Annotated in this window: 16 protein-coding genes; 12 read left to right on the top strand and 4 right to left on the bottom strand. The window is 71.3% G+C overall.

Annotated features, from left to right (window positions below; translation table 11 throughout):
* The first annotated feature begins 31 nt into the window (after nucleotides 1–31).
* Entirely contained in the window at nucleotides 32–922 is an 891-nt protein-coding gene (locus O7610_RS30865; protein WP_281551150.1) for a hypothetical protein, read from the top strand.
* 27 nt (nucleotides 923–949) lie between these two features.
* Here the strand turns inward: O7610_RS30865 and metH are convergent, their stop codons facing one another.
* Nucleotides 950–4,597: a methionine synthase gene (metH, locus tag O7610_RS13845; protein ID WP_475049418.1), complete on the bottom strand. Its 3,648-nt coding sequence runs from the start codon at nucleotides 4,595–4,597 to the stop codon at nucleotides 950–952.
* A gap of 346 nt (nucleotides 4,598–4,943) precedes the next feature.
* Between metH and O7610_RS13840 the strand changes: the two genes are divergently transcribed.
* The 5 genes from O7610_RS13840 to O7610_RS13820 all read left to right on the top strand — a co-directional run bounded on the left by O7610_RS13840 (nucleotide 4,944) and on the right by O7610_RS13820 (nucleotide 9,148).
* A complete protein-coding gene (locus tag O7610_RS13840; protein ID WP_281551148.1) occupies nucleotides 4,944–5,474 on the top strand; it encodes a hypothetical protein in 531 nt (176 codons plus the stop codon).
* 116 nt (nucleotides 5,475–5,590) lie between these two features.
* Nucleotides 5,591–6,691 carry a WD40/YVTN/BNR-like repeat-containing protein gene (locus O7610_RS13835; RefSeq protein WP_289213452.1) on the top strand — a complete coding sequence of 367 codons (1,101 nt, stop codon included), beginning with the start codon at nucleotides 5,591–5,593 and terminating at the stop codon, nucleotides 6,689–6,691.
* Between the two features lies 1 nt (nucleotide 6,692).
* Nucleotides 6,693–6,968, top strand: a complete 276-nt coding sequence (locus tag O7610_RS13830) for a ubiquitin-like small modifier protein 1 (protein ID WP_281551146.1) — start codon at nucleotides 6,693–6,695, stop codon at nucleotides 6,966–6,968.
* Between the two features lie 46 nt (nucleotides 6,969–7,014).
* Nucleotides 7,015–8,289, top strand: coding sequence for an MFS transporter (locus tag O7610_RS13825; RefSeq protein ID WP_281551145.1), 1,275 nt, complete (start codon nucleotides 7,015–7,017; stop codon nucleotides 8,287–8,289).
* A gap of 100 nt (nucleotides 8,290–8,389) precedes the next feature.
* Complete coding sequence (locus tag O7610_RS13820) at nucleotides 8,390–9,148, top strand: beta-ketoacyl-ACP reductase (protein ID WP_281551144.1); 759 nt, start codon at nucleotides 8,390–8,392, stop codon at nucleotides 9,146–9,148.
* Nucleotides 9,149–9,161: 13 nt separating this feature from the next.
* On the opposite strand, the gene O7610_RS13815 is transcribed toward O7610_RS13820, so the two are convergent.
* Nucleotides 9,162–10,787, bottom strand: coding sequence for a glycoside hydrolase family 43 protein (locus tag O7610_RS13815; protein WP_281551143.1), 1,626 nt, complete (start codon nucleotides 10,785–10,787; stop codon nucleotides 9,162–9,164).
* 258 nt (nucleotides 10,788–11,045) lie between these two features.
* Between O7610_RS13815 and O7610_RS13810 the strand changes: the two genes are divergently transcribed.
* From O7610_RS13810 to O7610_RS13795, 4 genes are all read left to right on the top strand, one after another.
* Nucleotides 11,046–12,329, top strand: a complete 1,284-nt coding sequence (locus O7610_RS13810) for an extracellular solute-binding protein (protein WP_289213451.1) — start codon at nucleotides 11,046–11,048, stop codon at nucleotides 12,327–12,329.
* Nucleotides 12,330–12,338: 9 nt separating this feature from the next.
* Entirely contained in the window at nucleotides 12,339–13,268 is a 930-nt protein-coding gene (locus O7610_RS13805; protein WP_281551141.1) for a carbohydrate ABC transporter permease, read from the top strand.
* Entirely contained in the window at nucleotides 13,265–14,161 is an 897-nt protein-coding gene (locus tag O7610_RS13800; protein ID WP_281551140.1) for a carbohydrate ABC transporter permease, read from the top strand. The genes O7610_RS13805 and O7610_RS13800 overlap by 4 nt, the downstream gene beginning before the upstream one ends.
* 121 nt (nucleotides 14,162–14,282) lie before the next feature.
* Nucleotides 14,283–14,528: a hypothetical protein gene (locus O7610_RS13795; RefSeq protein ID WP_289213450.1), complete on the top strand. Its 246-nt coding sequence runs from the start codon at nucleotides 14,283–14,285 to the stop codon at nucleotides 14,526–14,528.
* Nucleotides 14,529–14,645: 117 nt separating this feature from the next.
* Here the strand turns inward: O7610_RS13795 and O7610_RS13790 are convergent, their stop codons facing one another.
* Both O7610_RS13790 and O7610_RS13785 read right to left on the bottom strand, forming a co-directional pair.
* Entirely contained in the window at nucleotides 14,646–15,215 is a 570-nt protein-coding gene (locus O7610_RS13790; protein WP_289213449.1) for a GntR family transcriptional regulator, read from the bottom strand.
* A gap of 156 nt (nucleotides 15,216–15,371) precedes the next feature.
* Nucleotides 15,372–16,025: a class I SAM-dependent methyltransferase gene (locus O7610_RS13785; protein ID WP_289213448.1), complete on the bottom strand. Its 654-nt coding sequence runs from the start codon at nucleotides 16,023–16,025 to the stop codon at nucleotides 15,372–15,374.
* Nucleotides 16,026–16,105: 80 nt separating this feature from the next.
* On the opposite strand from O7610_RS13785, the gene O7610_RS13780 reads away from it, so the two are divergent.
* Complete coding sequence (locus O7610_RS13780) at nucleotides 16,106–16,687, top strand: helix-turn-helix domain-containing protein (protein ID WP_281551135.1); 582 nt, start codon at nucleotides 16,106–16,108, stop codon at nucleotides 16,685–16,687.
* 140 nt (nucleotides 16,688–16,827) lie between these two features.
* Complete coding sequence (locus tag O7610_RS13775; protein WP_281551134.1) at nucleotides 16,828–17,604, top strand: hypothetical protein; 777 nt, start codon at nucleotides 16,828–16,830, stop codon at nucleotides 17,602–17,604.
* The last annotated feature ends 96 nt before the right edge of the window (nucleotides 17,605–17,700 follow it).

Here is a 17,700-nt window from a genome sequence, read left to right as displayed (position 1 = left end):
CCGATCGGGATCGAGCGACGTCTCAGCAGACATGACGATTCTTCGAGGCGTACGGGCGGCGGCCACCGCTGCCTCCCTGTTGCTGCTCACCGCCGCGTGCGGACAGAACCCGGGCACCGACTCGTCCACCGACGGCACTGCCGGCGGGTCGTCGTTGCCGGCCGACACGCTGGTCCTACGGGTGGACCACACCGGCGGTTTCACCATGCCGGCGGCGTTGCTGACCCGGCTGCCGGTAGTCAGTGTGTACGCCGACGGCCGAGTGATCACCCAGGGCCCCACCATCCTGGTCTACCCCGGTCCGGCCATGCCGAACCTGCAGGTCCAGACGATCAGCGCGGAGCAGGTCGACGAGCTGGTCAAGCAGGCGCTGGCCGCCGGGGTCGGCACCGAGCAGGACCTGGGCCGGCCGCCGGTGGCCGACGCGACATCGACCCGGTTCACCGTGCTGACCGAGGACGGCGTCGAACAACTCGAGGTGTACGCGTTGTCCGACGACACCTCCGGCGACGCCGGGCTGACCGACGAGCAGGTCGCCGCCCGGGACAAGCTGCGGGACTTCGCCGACTCGCTCACCGAGCTGTCCGGCGGTGTCGGCGCGGCACCGGAGGACTCCGAGCCGTACGTCGCGCACGCGATCGCCGCGGTCGCCGAGCCGTGGGTGGCGGTCGACGAGCCGGTCGACGCCAGCCAGCCCGAGGTGGCCTGGCCCGGCCCGGAACTGCCCGGCGAATCGCTGTCCGAGACGCTCGACCTCGGCTGCGTGACGGTCACCGGGGAGGCGCTGGAGGAGCTGCGGTCCGCAGCGGCGGACGCGACCACCGCCACCCCGTGGACGTCGGCGGGTAAGCGGTGGACGGTGACCCTGCGCCCGCTGCTGCCGGACGAGACCGACTGTTCGGACCTCACCGCCGCGGGCTGATTCCTCCCCAGCCCGCGCGGCGCGGTTTCAGTCGGTCTCGTAGCCGAGGTTGGGGCGCAGCCAGCGCTCCACCTCGGCGAGCGGCATCCCACGCCGGGCCGCGTAGTCCTCGGCCTGGTCCCGGCCGATCCGTCCGACGGTGAAGTACCGCGACGCCGGGTGGGCGAAGAGCAGGCCGCTGACGCTGGCCGCCGGGGTCATCGCCCCGGACTCGGTCAGCTCGATCCCGGCCCGCCCGGCGCCCAGCAGGTCGAACAGCTGCCACTTTTCGCTGTGGTCCGGGCTGGCCGGGTAGCCCAGCGCCGGCCGGATGCCGCGGAACCGCTCGGCGTGCAGGTCGGCCACATCCGGGTCGGCGTCCGGTTCGTACCAGTCCCGTCGGGCCCGCAGATGCAGGTGTTCGGCGAACGCCTCGGCCAGCCGGTCCGCCAGCGCCTTCACCATGATCGCCCGATAGTCGTCCTGGGCAGCCTCGTATCCGGCGGCCAGCTCCTCCGCGCCGTGCACGGCCACCGCGAAGCCACCGAGATGGTCCCCGGCCGGTGCCACGTAGTCGGCGAGGCAGCGGTTCGGCCGCCCGGCGGGTTTGGTGGTCTGCTGGCGCAGCATCGGGATCCGTACCGGCCGGTCGTTGTCGGTGCCGCCGCCCGGCGGGTCGGCCTGTCCGGCGGCGACAACCAGGTCGTCGCCCTCGGAATGGGCCGGCCAGAAGCCGTACACGCCGTGGGCCCGCAGCGAACCGTCGGCGATGATCTGGTCGAGCATCGTGTTGGCGTCGTCGAACAGTTCGCGGGCGACCGGCTGGTCCAGGATCGCCGGGTACTTGCCCTTGAGCTCCCAGGCGAGGAAGAGGAACTGCCAGTCGATCATCGGCCGCAGCTCGTCGAGGCGGGGCTCGACGTACCGTACGCCGGTGAACGCCGGCACCGGCAGATCGTCGAAGGACACCGGCTCCGCGTTGGCCCGGGCCTGGGCCAGGGTGAGCAGCGGCTGCCGCCGGTTGGTGTGCTGCTCGCGCAGCCGGTCCTGCTCGGCCCGGTTGTCGCTGTCGAACCGCTCCACCCGGTCGGCGCTGAGCAGGTCGGAGACCACCCCGACCACCCGGGACGCGTCGAGCACGTGCACGGTGCTGCCGTCGTACGCCGGTGCGATCCGTACTGCGGTGTGCTGCCGGGAGGTGGTGGCCCCGCCGATCAGCAGCGGCAGTTTCAGCCCGCGCCGCTGCATCTCCCCGGCGACCGTGACCATCTCGTCCAGCGACGGGGTGATCAGGCCGGACAGCCCGACCGCGTCGGCGTTCTCGGCGACCGCGGTGTCCAGGATCTTCGCGGCCGGCACCATCACTCCGAGGTCGATCACCCGGTAGTTGTTGCAGCCCAGCACCACCCCGACGATGTTCTTGCCGATGTCGTGCACGTCGCCTTTGACCGTGGCCAGCACCACGGTGCCCGGCCCGCCCTCGCCGGCGGTCGCCGCGGCCTCCTGCTGCCCGTCCGGTACGTTCGCGGCGTCCTGCCGGGCCTGTTCCTTCTCCGCCTCCAGGAACGGCTCCAGGTAGGCCACCGACCGTTTCATCACCCGGGCGCTCTTGACCACCTGAGGCAGGAACATCTTGCCCGATCCGAACAGGTCACCGACGACCTTCATGCCGTCCATCAACGGCCCCTCGATCACCTCGAGCGGCCGGGCCGCCAGTTGGCGGGCCTCCTCGGTGTCGGCCTCGATGAAATCGACGATGCCGTGCACCAGCGCGTGCGACAGCCGGTCGGCGACCGGGGCGTCCCGCCAGGACAGGTCGACGGCGCGCTTCGTGCCGGAGCCGGAGACGGTGCCGGCGAACGTCACCAGCCGGTCGGTGGCGTCCGGACGGCGGTCGAACAGTACGTCCTCGACCAGCTCCAGCAGGTCGGCCGGGATGTCCTGGTAGACGGCGAGCTGCCCGGCGTTGACGATGCCCATGTCCAGCCCGGCCCGTACGGCGTGCAGTAGGAACGCCGAGTGCATCGCCTCGCGGACCACGTCGTTGCCGCGGAACGAGAACGACAGGTTGGAGATGCCACCGCTGGTGCGGGCACCCGGGCAGCGCTGCTTGATCAGCGGCAGCGCGTCGATGAACGCCTTGGCGTACCCGTTGTGTTCGCTGATGCCGGTGGCGACGGCCAGCACGTTCGGGTCGAAGATGATGTCGGTCGGGTCGAAGCCGGCCTTCCCGGTGAGCAGGTCGTACGCGCGGGCGCAGATGTCGACCTTGCGTTCGGTGGTGTCGGCCTGGCCCTGCTCGTCGAAGGCCATCACCACCACGCCGGCCCCGTACGCCCGGATCTTGCGGGCCTGGTCGAGGAAGACCTCCTCGCCCTCCTTGAGGCTGATCGAGTTGACCACGGCCTTGCCCTGTACGCACTTGAGGCCGGCCTCCAGCACGCTCCACCGCGAGCTGTCGATCATGATCGGAATCCGGGCCACCTCGGGCTCGGTGGCGATCAGGTTGAGGAAGGTCACCATCGCCTGCTCGCTGTCGAGCAGGTCGGCGTCCATGTTGACGTCGAGCAGGTTCGCCCCGCCTCGGACCTGGTCCAGCGCCACGTCGACGGCGGCCTGGAAGTCGCCTGCCTCGATCAGCCGCCGGAACTTCGCCGAACCGGTCACGTTGGTCCGCTCGCCGATCATCACGAACCCGGTGTCCGGGCCGATCTCGAACGGCTCCAGGCCGCTGAACCGGCTGGTCCGCACCGGCTGCGGCAGCTGCCGCGGTGCCTTCCCGGCGACCGCCTCGGCGATCCGGGTGATATGCGCCGGTGTGGTGCCGCAGCACCCGCCGACCAGGTTGACCATCCCACTGTCGACAAACTCGCCGACCAGCGCGCCCGTCTCGTCGGGGGTCTGGTCGTAGCCGCCGAACGCGTTCGGCAGGCCGGCGTTCGGGTGGGAGGCGACATAGCTGTCCGAGATGCGGGCCAACTCGGCCACGTGCGGGCGCATCTCGGTCGCGCCGAGCGAGCAGTTCACTCCGACGACCAGCGGCCGGGCGTGCTCGACGGAGCGCCAGAACGCCTCGACGGTCTGCCCGGACAGGGTTCGTCCGGACAGGTCGACGATGGTCACCGAGATCCACAGCGGCAGCTGCGGCACGACTTCGCGGGCCGCCGCGATTGCCGCCTTCGCGTTCAACGTGTCGAAGATCGTCTCGATGAGCAGCAGGTCGACGCCGCCCTCGGCGAGCGCCGTCAGCTGTTCGGCGTACGTCGCCTTGACCCGGTCGAAGGTGACCGCGCGGTAGGCCGGATCCTCCACCCGGGGCGACAGCGACAGCGTGACGTTGAGCGGGCCGACCGAGCCGGCCACGAACCGGCCGCCGAACTCGTCGGCCGCCTGCCGGGCCAGCTGCGCGCCGCGCAGGTTCATTTCCGGCACGTACGCCTCCAGCCCGTAGTCGGCCTGGGCGATGCTGGTCGCGGTGAACGTGTTGGTGGTGGTGATGTCCGCGCCAGCGGCGAGATACTGCCGATGTACGTCGAGGATGACGTCCGGGCGGGTCAGGTTGAGCAGGTCCGGGTCGCCGGTGACGTCCCGGGGGTGGTCGACGAACCGGTCGCCGCGATAGTCGGCCGGGGTGAGACCGGCGCCCTGCAGCATGGTGCCCCAGGCGCCGTCGAGCACCGCGATCCGCTGACTCAGCAGCTCCCGCAGCGCCCGCTCGCTGTCGCCGGCACGTGACACATGACTCATCTGACACCTCCGCTGGTAGCTCGGAGGCGCCCTTGTCTGGTGATCACGCCCGATCAGGGGCCGTGATCGTGGCCGAGCGTGGCGGGCTTCTCGCGGCCCGTCGCAGCGCCTCTCGACCTCGTGGTGATCCTACCCGTGGCCCGGTCCGGGCACCCGGCTGATTCTAGCCGGCCCGGTCGGACACACCAGTGACCCGGCTGTTGCGGTCTTCGCACACCTGTCGGGTAGCTTCGGTGACCGGCTCCGCCGCCAGCGGATGCCGGCAGCGATCCGGACCGACGGGAGATGTTTCGACATGGGCAGGAAGACGGTGTACGTCTCCGATTTCAGTGGTGCCGTGCTGGACTCGGCGGACGAGCTGGTGCGGATCGTCGTCCTCGAACACCCCGACCTGGTCGCCGGTCCGGTGCGGCTGGAGGCCCGGCCGGACGAGGTGGAGAGCATCGACGACGCGGCGCTCGACGTCGCCGTCGTGGAGATCCACGACGGACAGGGCGACGGCGAGCCGCGTCGGGTGGTACTGACCGCCAGCGAGTTCGACTCGCTCGCCACCGACGTGCCGATGGCCCAGCTGCTGCGTACCGCCGAGCGGGTCAAACCGGCCAAGGCCAGCCGCAAGGCCGCCGAGCGGGTTGACTACGCGACCCTGGAGCACGCCGGCAAACCGCACCGCGGCAAGACCACCGACGACGAGGCCCGGCTGGTCCGCGACCACCTTGACGAGATCAACAAGCGGTTGGCCGACGAAGGGCTGCGCCAGATCGACCCGGCCGACCCCGACCACGCCGAGCGGTACGGCTTCGCCCGCACGGCCGATCCCGACTGACGCCCAGCTCGCCACCCCCGCTGACCTGACCTGAACTGTCGGTCCGTCTCGGCATACTCCGGTTCGGGCCGGCGACGTCGCCGGCCGGTGACCAGAGGTGACCAGGAGGGGAATCGATGGGGACACCGAATGCCGGGGCGCTGCTCGCGATCGGCACGGAGAAAGGTCTGTTCCTCGCGACCAGCACCGACGACCGGCGCGGCTGGCAGGTCAGCGGCCCGCACTTTGCGATGACCGCGGTGTACGCGGTGGCGATCGACAAACGCCGGGCGGTGCCCCGGCTGCTCGCCTCGGTGGCCAGTTCGCACTACGGGCCAAGCGTCGCGACCAGCGACGACCTCGGGCGCACCTGGTCCGAGCCGGAGCAGCCGCCGGTCGCCTTCCCGGGCGACACCGGGGCCGCCCTGGAGCGGGTCTGGCAGCTCACGCCGGCGTCGGCCGCCGAGCCCGACGTGGTGTACGCCGGCAGCCAACCCTCGGCGTTGTTCCGGTCGACCGACGGCGGGGCCAGCTTCGAGCTGGTCCGGCCGTTGTGGGAGCACCCGCACCGGCCGCAGTGGGAGGCCGGCTTCGGCGGCCAGGCGATCCACACCGTCCTGCCCGACCCGCGCGACCCGGCCGCGCTGCTGGTCGCCATGTCCACCGGCGGCGTCTACCGGTCCGCCGACGCCGGGGCGAGCTGGGCACCCGGCAACACCGGCATCCGCGCGTACTTCCTGCCCGACGAGTGGCCCGAGTTCGGCCAGTGTGTGCACAAGGTGGTCCGGGACGCCGTCGACCCGGACCGGCTGTACGCGCAGAACCACCACGGCGTCTACCGCTCCGACGACGCCGGCGCCACCTGGTCGTCGATCGCCGACGGCCTGCCCAGCGACTTCGGCTTCCCGATCGCCACCCACCCGCACCGGTCCGGGGTGATCTACACGTTCCCGCTGGTCGCCGACTCGCGGCGGTTCCCGGTCGACGACCGGTGCCGGGTGTTCCGGTCCGCCGACGCCGGTGCCACCTGGCAGCCGCTGACCGCCGGGCTGCCGCAGCACCCGTACTATCCGGCGGTGCTGCGTGACGCGCTGACCACCGACGACGCGTCGACCGCCGGGGTCTACTTCGGCACCCGCAGCGGGGACGTGTTCGCCAGCCGTGACGAGGGCGATTCCTGGCAACCGGTCGCCACCGGCCTGCCGGACGTGCTCTGTGTCCGGGCCGCGGTGGTGTGAGGTGGTGACGCTGCTGGTGCCGGGCGCGCTGCGGGCGGACAGCGGTGGGCAGGCCCGGCTCACCGTCGACGCCGACGGCACGCTGCGGGCGGTCCTCGACGAGGTGACCCGCCGCTGGCCGCGACTCGCCCGCCGGATCCGCGACGAGCAGGGCCAGATCCGGCGGTACGTGAACGTCTACGTCGACGGTGCCGACCACCGGCACAGCGGCGGTCTGGACACCCCGGTCCCGGCCGGTGCCCAGGTGCAGGTGGTCCCGTCGGTCGCTGGCGGGTGACTCGGCACACGTCATTGCGGGCGGCGGCGCGAGGCATGATCCACTGGTGCCCAGTCTCCTGATCGACCTCGGCCCGTTGCGGGCCAGCGCGCCGTACCGCCGGATGTGGCTCGGCGCCTCGCTGTCCGGCATCGGCACCAGCCTGACCACGGTGGCGGTTGGTCTGCAGGTCTACGACCTCACCGGTTCCACATTCAACGTCGGCCTGGTCGGGTTCTTCGCGCTGGTGCCGCTGGTGGCGCTGGGCCTGTACGGCGGTGCGTTGGTCGACGCGTACGACCGGCGGCGGGTGGTGGTTGCCACCTCCACCGGCCTGTTGCTGGTCGGGATGGGTTTCACCGGGCAGGCGCTGTTCGACGTCGGCAGCGTCGGGCTGCTGTACGGCCTGGTCGCGGCGCAGAACGGGCTGTTCGCGATCAACAATCCGGCCCGTACCGCGATCGTGCCGAGGCTGCTGCCGATCGGCCTGCTGCCGGCGGCGAACGCCCTGTCCAACCTGTCCATGGGTGTGGCCTACACGGCCGGGTCGTTGCTGGCCGGGGTGCTGGTCGGCTGGTGGGGCTACCCCGGGACCTACCTGATCGAGGTGGCGTTGGTGGCGGTGGCCCTGGCCACCCTGGTGGCGTTGCCGTCGATCCCACCGGAAGGCGAGGTCCGCCGGGCCGGGCTCGCCTCGGTCTGGGAAGGCCTGCGGTTCCTCGGCACCCGGCCGAACGTGCGGATGACGTTCCTGGTCGACCTGGCGGCGATGGTGCTGGCCATGCCCCGGGTGCTGTTCCCGGCGATCGGCGCGACCGCGCTCGGCGGCGGGGCCACCACGGTGGGGCTGCTCACTGCCGGCATCGCCGGCGGCACCCTGGCGGCGAGCCTGCTCTCCGGGCCGCTGGGTGCGGTGCGCCGGCAGGGCCTGGCGGTGCTGGTGTCGGTGGCCGGCTGGGCGGTGGCGATCACCGTGTTCGGGCTGATCGTCGTGGCGGCGCCGGGGCCGGCACCGGGCGGTGGTGCGCATCCGCTGCTGTGGGCGGCGGTGGCGGTGCTGCTGCTGGCCGGCGCGGCAGACGCGGTCAGCTCGGTGTTCCGGATGACGATCCTGCAGGCGGCGACGCCGGACGCGCTGCGCGGTCGGCTGCAGGGGGTGTTCATCGTGGTGGTCGCCGGTGGCCCGCAGCTGGGCCAGTTGGTGCTCGGCGTCACCGCGCAGCTGACCGGTGAGGCGGTCGCGGCGGTCGCCGGTGGCCTGGCCTGCCTGGTGGTGCTGGCGGCGCTGGCCCGCCACCAGCCGACGTTCGCCCACTACGACGCCCGCGATCCCACTCCGTGAACGACCGTCCGGCACCGGGCACAATGGTCTGCGCCGACCCGAGGGTCCGCACCGGCGAACACCCCCGCCGGTTCACCCCAGCGCCGAAGGAGCCGCTTCGATGGACAGATTCGCCGACCGGGTCGCCCTGGTCACCGGAGCCGCGCAGGGTATCGGGGCAGCCACCGCCCGGCGGTTGGCCGCCGAGGGCGCCACGGTGGCGGTGGTCGACCTGACCGCCGAGCGGGCCGGTCCGGTGGTCGACGAGATCGTCGCGGCCGGCGGCAGCGCGGTCGCGGTCGGCTGTGACGTGACCGACCCGGTCGCCGTCGACGCGATGGTCGACCAGACGGTCGCCGCGCACGGGCGGCTCGACATCCTGGTCAACAACGCCGGGATCACCCGGGACAACCTGCTGTTCCGAATGCCGGCCGACGACTGGGACGCGGTGCTGCGCACCAACCTGTCCAGCATGTTCCACTGCTGCCGGGCGGCGCAGCGGCACATGGTGCCGGCCCGCTACGGCAGGATCGTCAACCTGAGCAGCCGGTCGGCGCTGGGCAACCGTGGCCAGGTCAACTACGCCGCAGCCAAAGCCGGCGTGCAGGGGCTCACCGCCACCCTGGCGATCGAGCTGGGGCCGTACGGCATCAACGTGAACGCGGTCGCACCCGGCTATGTGGCGACGTCGATGACCGCGGCGGTGGCCGCCCGGATCGGGGTCGACCCGGACGAGCACCGCCGGCAGGTCGCGGAGCAGACGCCGCTGCGCCGGGTCGGCCAGCCGGCTGAGATCGCCTCGGTGATCGCCTTCCTGGCCAGCGAGGACGCGTCCTACGTCAGCGGGCAGACGCTGTACGTCAACGGTGGTGCCCGGTAACCCGGCCCGTCGCTCACAGCTCCCGGTAGGTGGCGTGGTCGAAGTCGGCGTACCCGCCGTCGTTGCCGATGTCCTGCACCCAGAGCCCGACGAACGCGCCGGTGAAGCCCCAGGCCTCCGGCTCGCCGTCGGTCATCCGGGCGGCGTACTCGTCGGACAGGATGGTGGCGTCCAGCTCGACCGGCAGCTCGCGCCAGTGGTCGCCCCGGTGGTAGCCGAACCTCAGCACCGGGCCGTCGAACACCACCTGCAGCCCGAGCCGTGCGACGTCGGTGACGTCGACGCTGGCCTGCGGGTGGGACTGTCGGCGGCCGCTGTCGCAGCTGAGCAGCTGCAGCTCCTGGCGACCGTCGTCGGTGCGGGTCAGATAGGCGTAGTGCCAGTTCTCGGTGTTGTAGTAGCCGGTCACCCCGGCAAGCTGGCGGGGGGTGGCCGCGCGGAACTCGACGAGCGTCTCGAAGACGCAGTTCGGTGCGGTCACCCGGCGGGCGACCAGGCTGGGGCGTTGCCGTCCGACCGGGGACTGGCCGCCGACGATCCGCAGGTGTGACGGGCGGCTGGTCAGGTCGGTCCAGTCCGGCCCGGCCGGTCGGCGCAGGGTCGACCAGCGCGGGCCGAGGGTCGCGGCGTCGAAGTGGTCGGTGGACGGCTCGGCGGGCCAGGGGTGCGCCGGCAGGTCGGGGGCGGGCACCTGTTCGGCCGGGACCTGACCGGCGACCCGCGGCCAGCCGTCGGCGGACCAGTCGACCCGCTGGATCGCGGTTTCCCGGCCGAGGACGCACCGCCCCAGCGGGGTGTAGGGGCGACCGACCAGGTGGGCGAGGTACCACTCGCCGCGCTGGGTCCGCACCAGGCTGCCGTGCCCGGCCTTCTGCAGGGTCAGTTCGGGGCGGCCGGCGGAGGTGAGCATCGGCCCGGCCGGGTCGGCCTCGTACGGCCCGAGCAGGGCGCGGGACCGGGCGACGGTCACCTGGTGCTCCCAGCTGGTGCCGCCCTCGGCGGTGACCAGGTAGTACCACCCGTCGTGCCGGTAGATGTGCGGTCCTTCGGTGAGCCCGGTCGGCGTGCCGGTGAAAATGGTGACCGGGTCGCCGACCAGGCGCCGGGCGTCGCGGTCGTAGCGCTGGATCTCGATGCCACCGAACCGGTCGTGGCCCGGCCGCCAGTCGGCCGTCATCGCCAGCAGCCAGGTGCTGCCGTCGTCGTCGTGGAACAGCGACGCGTCGAAGCCGTGGGCGTGCAGCGGCACCGGGTCGGACCACGGTCCGTCGATCGACGGGGCGGTGATGAGGTAGTTCTGCGGATCCCAGTAGCCGCTGGCGAAGCTGGCGACGTCGCTGTAGACCAGGTGGAACAAGCCATGGGCGTACGTCAGATCGGGTGCCCACACCCCGCACGAGTCCCCGGCACCGGTCAGGTCCAGCAGTCGTCGTTCGGTGAGTATCCCGTCGAGCGGGCGCCAGTGCACCAGGTCGCGTGAGTGGTGCAGGGTCACGCCCGGGTACCACTCGAAGGTCGACGTGGCCAGGTAGTAGTCGTCGCCGACGCGCAGCACCGACGGGTCGGGGTAGAACCCGCGCAGCACGGGGTTGGTGATGACCCGGGCCGAGGTGGCCACGTCGGTCGTGTCGGTCGGCATCGGTGGTCCTCCGGGCTCGGCTGGCGAGATCTTCGGCAGTTTTCCGGAAAGTATGCCACTCGAGGAGGCTTCTGCGGCCCGTTGACGACGGTCGTTGTGTGGAAACCGGGTCTTGACCGAGCGGCAACGCCGTCGTAGCGTGCGCAACGTCACCAATTCATGGCGTTCCGCAGGTGAAATTTTCGGTGACACCGGTCGATTGCTCGGCATTCAGCGGTGGGTGGGACCACGCTCGCCGCTTACCTGAGGGGACGGCACATGGCGACACCGATCCACTTCTCCCGCCGTACGCTGCTGAGCCTTGCCGGCCTCGGAGCCGGCGCGGTCGCGCTCGGCGCGTGCGGCGACTCCGGAAGCGACAGTGCGGGCATCGAGTGGTGGCACATCCAGAACACCGACCCGATGCTGCCTGTCTGGGCGGCGTTCGCCGAGGAGTTCCAAGCGCAGAACGAAGGCGTCGGCATCACCATCACCCCGCTGGAGAACGAGGCGTTCAAGGCCAGGCTGACAACGGTCACCCAGGCCGGCGACCCGCCGGACATCTACCACACCTGGGGCGGTGGCGTTCTCCGGCAGCAGGTCGAGGCCGGGCTGTGCCAGGACATCACCGACGCGGTCGCCCCCTGGCGGGACATCCTGCAGCCGGCCTCGACGTTGCCGTACGAGATCGACGGACGACTTTACGGCGTCCCGTTCGACATCGGTATGGTCGGCTTCTGGTACAACAAGGCGCTGTTCGCCGACGCCGGCATCACCGCACCGCCGCAGACCTGGGCCGAGTACCTCGAGGTCGTCGGCCGACTCAAGTCAGCCGGGATCACACCGATCGCGCTGGCCGGCGGCGAGAAGTGGCCCGGCCACTACTACTGGGCCTACCTCGCGATGCGCATCGGCGGCGTCGAGGCGCTGAGCCAGGCCGGCGAGGACAACAACTTCACCACCTCGGCGTTCATCGGCGCCGGCGAACGGCTCGCCGAGCTGGTCGCCCTCGAACCATTCCAGGAGGGCTTCCTCGGCGCGTCGTACGGTGAACCCGACGGCCAGGCCGCGGCGATGGGCAACGGCGACGCGGCGATGGAGCTGATGGGCCAGTGGGCCCCGGCCGTCCAGGAGGAGGCGTCCGGCGTCGAGGGCGGGATCGGCACCGACCTCGGCTTCTTCCCGTTCCCGGTGGTCGACGGCGGTCAGGGATCGGCCTCCGACGCGTTCGGCGGCGGCGGCGGGTTCGCCATCGGCCGCGACGCCTCGCCGGACGCGATCCGGTTCCTGGAGTTCATCAGCCAGGTGGACAAGCAGCGCCGGGCCGCCGCAACCGGCGCGTTCCTGCCGGTCACCATCGGCGCCGAGGACGCGATCGAGGACCCCAACCTCGCCGCCGTCGCCGAGACCCTGGCCGACGCCAGCAACTTCCAGCTCTACCTGGACCAGGCGTACGCACCGGCGGTCGGCCAGGAGGTCAACGACCGGGTCGCCGAACTGATCGCTGGGCAGATGACCCCGGAGCAGGTCGCCGAGGCCGTCACCGTCGTCGCTCAGCGCTGACCGGCGACGATGGACCGCAACCTGAGACGTCGCCGGATCAGCGACCGGATCACCATCGGCCTGTTCCTGCTGCCGGCGCTGGTGCTGTTCGGCGTGCTGGTCGTCGTCCCGATCCTGGTCGCGGCGTACACCAGTCTGTTCCGCTGGAACGGGTTCGGCGGCCTACCGACCGACTTCATCGGCCTGGACAACTTCGTCCGGCTGCTCGACGACCCGGTCTTCATCGGCGACCTGCGACGCGGGGCCCTGCTGGTGGTGCTGTCGGTCACCGTCCAGCTGCCGCTCGCATTGGGGCTGGCCCTGCTGCTGAACCAGAAGCTGCGCGGCCGGGCGGTCTACCGGGTGCTGTTCTTCGCCCCGTACGTGCTGTCCGAGGTCATCACCGCGGTCCTGTTCACCATGGTCTTCAGCCCGAACCGGGGCCTGGCCAACCACGTGCTGGGCCTGGTCGGCCTGGAGAGCCTGAGCTCGACCTGGCTGTCCGACCCGTCGACCGTGCTGTACTCGGTGTTCCTGGTGATGACCTGGAAGTACTTCGGCTTCCACATGGTCCTGCTGCTCGCCGGCAGACAGAACATCCCCCGGGAACTGCACGAGGCGGCGGCGACCGACGGAGCCGGCGGCTGGCAGATCTTCCGGCACGTCACGCTGCCGCTGCTGGCCCCGACTATCCGGATCTCGATGTTCCTGGCCGTGATCGGCAGCATCCAGCTGTTCGACCTGGTCTGGGTGCTCACCGGCGGTGGTCCGCTGAACGCGTCGGAGACCATGGCGGTGACCATGTTCCAGTACGGGTTCCGGCGCTTCGAGGTGGGTTACGCCAGCGCGATCAGCATCGCGATGTTCCTGATCAGCCTGGCCTTCGCCGTGCTGTATCAACGCTTCATCCTGCGCCGCGACCTCGAAGGAGCGATGACCACCATGGGGGACCAGCGATGAGCGCCCCGACTCGTACCGCACGGCCCCGGCCGCAGCGGGCCGACCGGGGTGGCGACCGGGTGTCGCGGCTGCCCGGCCCGGCCCGGTCCCTGTCGTTGCACACCGTCTCGATCATCGTCGGGCTGATCATCGTGGTACCGATCGCCTTCGCGCTGCTCGGCGGGTTCAAGGACAACCGCCAGCTGTCCAACAGCCCGTTCGGTCTGCCGTCGCCGTGGATACCGGAGAACTACCTCGAGATTCTCGGCTCCGGATCGTTCTGGCGGCAGCTGTTCAACAGCACGCTGATCGCGCTGGCCACCGCGGTGATCGTGGTCGGGGTGGCGGCACTGGCGTCGTTCGTCTTCGCCCGGTACGCGTTCCGGGGGCGGGAACTGCTGTTCCTGTTCTTCACGATCGGGCTGATGTTCCCGTTCGCGGTCGCCATCCTGCCGCTGTTCATCCTGCTGCGCACCATGGGTCTGCTGGACAACCCGCTCGGGGTGATCCTGCCGCAGGCCGCGTTCGGCCTGCCGGTGACGATCATCATCCTGCGGTCGTTCTTCCGGGCCATACCGGGGGAGCTGGAGGAGTCGGCGATCCTCGACGGCTGTACGCCGTTCGGCTTCTTCTGGCGGATCCTGCTGCCGATGGCCCGGCCGGCGATCGCCACCGTGTCGGTGCTCGCCATCGTGGCCAGCTGGAACAACTTCATGCTTCCGCTGGTGGTGTTCAACGACCCGAACTGGTGGACCATCCCGGTGGGCGTGCAGGAGTTCCAGGGCCAGTACGCCGACGACAGCGCCAAGGTGCTGGCGTACGTCGTGCTGGCGATGGTCCCGGCGCTGGCCTTCTACTCGATCGCCGAACGTCAGCTGATCGGCGGGCTCACCGCCGGTGCCACCAAGGGCTGACCGGGCGACCCGGATGAGCGTCGCGCGGTGACGATAGTCCCGCCGAGCTGGCCGGTCGGCGGGACAAGCCGGCCCGGGGGTGGTTGTTCCGGCCGTCGGCGGTTGGTGAGACTGCGTGATCATGAGTCGTCGCAGTCTCGTGACAGTCGTGGCCGCCGGGGTGACCGTCCGGTGGACGGCTCGTCGGTCGATGGCCGCGGCGCCCGCCTGCGGGTCGGCGTCGCCGACGACGCGCCGGGCGGTGACCGCCGTGCTTGACACCGGGCGGGTGGCCGCCGTCGGCGTCGCCTGCACCTGGGATCCGGGCCACGGGGCCGCCGCCCGGCTCGGCCCGCTGGTCAAGGAGATCCTGCGCCGGTTAACCTGACCGCCGGCGGGTTCGGCAGGCCGGCGAGGGCGGCCCGACAGCAGTGCGGTGGTGCTGTCCGCCGGCGTCGCCACGGCGGTCAGGGCAGCGGCCTTGTCTCGACGGCCATCATCCGGGTCAGGGCCTGCGCGGCCCGTTGCTCGACGACGGCGACGGATTCCCCCAGATGCATCGTGAATTCCCGGTGGGCGGTGTCGAGGTCGCCACCGAGGACGGCCTCCAGGATGCCGAGGTGCTGCGTGGTCGTCCGGTCGATCCGCTCGGCGGAGCGGAGTCGGGCAGCACGAAGCCGGGATCCGGCTCCGGAGTGTCGCGGCGCAGCACCAGCCAGTCGTCACGCAGCGGCTCGACGACGGCCGGATCGTGTGGTTCACCGGTCTCGACCGGCCGGTGCAGCGTCGCCAGCTCCAACGCTCGGCGGACCTCGTACAACTGCCGGACCTCGACCAGATTGGACGCCGTCGGCACGTAGCCGCCGTCCGGCAGGCGTTCGACGAGCCGCTCGGGGTGCAACCGGGTCAGGGCCTGGCGAACCGGGGTACGCGACACCGACAGCAGGGTGGCCGGCCGCTCCTCGCCGAGCCGGATCCTCAGCGGGAAGTCGCCGACCAGCAGCCGCCGCTTCAGCTCGGTGTAGGCGTGCTCATCGGCCTGTGCTCGCGGAGGTGCGTCCAGTCCTTTATCCAACGCCGGATCCATGGACGGGACGTAGGGACGTCGTGCTTCTGGCGTGTTTCGCGGCGGTAAGCAGCCCGACGCGACAGCGGGCAAACCCGATCGATCCCGTGCATGGCCGCGCCCCGGCGGCCGGTGGCCCTGCTGATGGTCGCGGTGCGGGTGGCATCAGCCGATCTCTCCGTCGCGCCGGATGAGCAGCACGTTGTCGGTGACCATCGCGGTCTGACCGGCCGGCCCGGTGGCCCGCCGCTGCGGCATGTCCGCCCGCAGCACCCGCCACTGCCGCGGATCGAGATCGAGGCCGGTGGCCACCTCGTCCGGGGTGGGGAAGTGGGCGTCCGGGTCCTGATTCCACGACCAGGGGGCGGTGGATCCGTGGTCGACGACCAGCAGCCGGCCGCCGGGCCGCAGGGCCAACGCGGCGGTACGCAGCACCCGGCCCCGGTCCAGCGCGAACGGCGTGTGGAAGTACTGCGCGTTGATCAGGTCGAACGTCCCGGCCGGGAAGCTGTCCGCCAGATCGTGCCGTTCACCGGTGACCCGGTCGCCGAGGCCGAGCTCGTCGGCCTTTGCCACGACGCGGGCAACGGCCGTAGCGGAGATGTCCACGGCCGTGACCTGCCAGCCTTGTCGGGCCAGCCAGATGCTGTCGCCGCCGCCACCACAGCCCAGATCCAGGGCGGCGCCCGGCGTCAGCGCCCCGGCGGTCTCGACGAGCTGTGAGTTGGTCGGTCGGTCCGAGGCGGTCAGGCTGCGGTGCAGCCCCTCCCAGAACGACTCGGGATCGGCACCCAGCTGCGGGCCCTGCCATCCATTCATCGGTTGCCTCCTTCGGGGACAGCATCCGGACCACTGCACGGCAATTGCAAGAAGAGTTGCCGATCCGCATCATGGGTGCCATGAACGTCACCGCAGCGGACGTCCTCGCCGGGGTCGGCCCTCGGCTGCGTGCCCTGCGCCGGGCACGCGGCGTCACCCTGGCCGGCCTGGCCGAAGAGACCGGTCTGACCACGAGCACGCTGTCCCGCTTGGAGAACGGCAAACTCCGCCCGACGTTGGAGCAGCTGCTGCCGCTGGCGCGGGCCCACGGCGTACCGCTCGACGACCTGGTCGCCGCCCCACCCACCGGCGACCCGCGGATCCACCTGCGGCCGATCCGACGCTCCGGGCTGACCATCGTGCCGCTGACCCGGCGGGCCGGCGGCGTCCAGGCATACAAGGTGGTCTACCCGCCGGCCGGCCGGTCACCCACCATGAAACAGCAGACCCACGACGGGTACGAATGGTTCTACGTGCTCAACGGGCGGGTCCGGTTCGTCCTCGGCGACCAGGAGTTCCAGCTCGACCCGGGTGAGGCCGCCGAGTTCGACACCCGTACGCCGCACTGGATCGGCAGTGCCGACGCCCAACCGGCGGAGACACTCACCCTCTTCGGCGCCCAGGGCGAACGCGCCCACCTGTCACCGGTGCCGACCAACTGACATCAGGGTCATCGAAGGCGCATCGGGTTGCCGCCCAGCGCAGCGGCACTGGTCTCCGCCGTCTTGGCAACCTGACGGTACGCCCGCGCGGTGGTTGACGAGGTCGGCCGCGGCTGGTCAGGTGTTGCGACAATGCGTCCATGAGTGACGGTTCACGCGGGCTGGCGGTCGTACCTGCCGTTGCATGGTGGACGGTGCTGCGGCTGGTGATCGTCCTGCTGTGGCTGGTCGCGGCGGCGACCGCCTGGTGGACGGCCCCCCGGCAGCACGACTACGACCAGGCAAGGGCGGACGTGGCAGCGGGTCGGGTGGTGGCGTACCAGTGGGGTGACAGTTGGGACCGGAGTCGACGCGGATGGTTCGACGTCGCCGAGCTGCGGTCGTCGGGTCAACTCGGCCCGCTGTTCGGGTGGCGTACCGCCGACGGCCGAGTGCGCTGGACCAACACCGCGACCTTCGGCGCGGTGACCGCTGCTGCTGCCGACGGCGGCGGCAGCTACGCAGGACCGGGCGCGGCCGCCCTGGCCCGGGACCTGCGCGCCGCCGGCCTGGAACAGCGGGTCGGCGGCGTGCAGTCCGCCGTGCGGGTCGGTACCCAGATCGGTTTCGTGCTGCTGGTGACCTTCCTGGTGGTGCTGGTCGGTGGGCCGGCTCCGGCGCTGGGCACCCGGTGGTACTGGTTCTGGCTGGTCTTCCTGGCCCCGTTCGGGCTCGGTCTGCTGTGGTGGCTGGGTCTGGAGCTTCCGTGGTCGGGCAGGGCGGCGGCGTTGCCTGGTGTGGTCGGCGTCAACCAGCGTCGGTACACCGGCCTGCTCGGCTTCGCGTTCGGGTTGCTCGCGGCCCTCGGGATCAGTCTGCTGACCATGGTGCTGCACATTGTGCTCGGCGACTGGTGGGTGCCTCGGCCCGGCGGCTAGCGGCGGTACAGGCGTTCGCCGGAATCGGTCAGGGGGTCAGGACGACCTTGCCGGCGACGGTGCCGGACTCGGCCAGCCGCAGCGCCTCGGCGATGC

Source organism: Solwaraspora sp. WMMA2065 (genome assembly GCF_030345075.1).
Lineage (GTDB): Bacteria > Actinomycetota > Actinomycetes > Mycobacteriales > Micromonosporaceae > Micromonospora_E.
The sequence above is the reverse complement of the archived record's forward strand: the minus strand, read 5'-3'. Positions and strand labels throughout refer to the sequence as shown.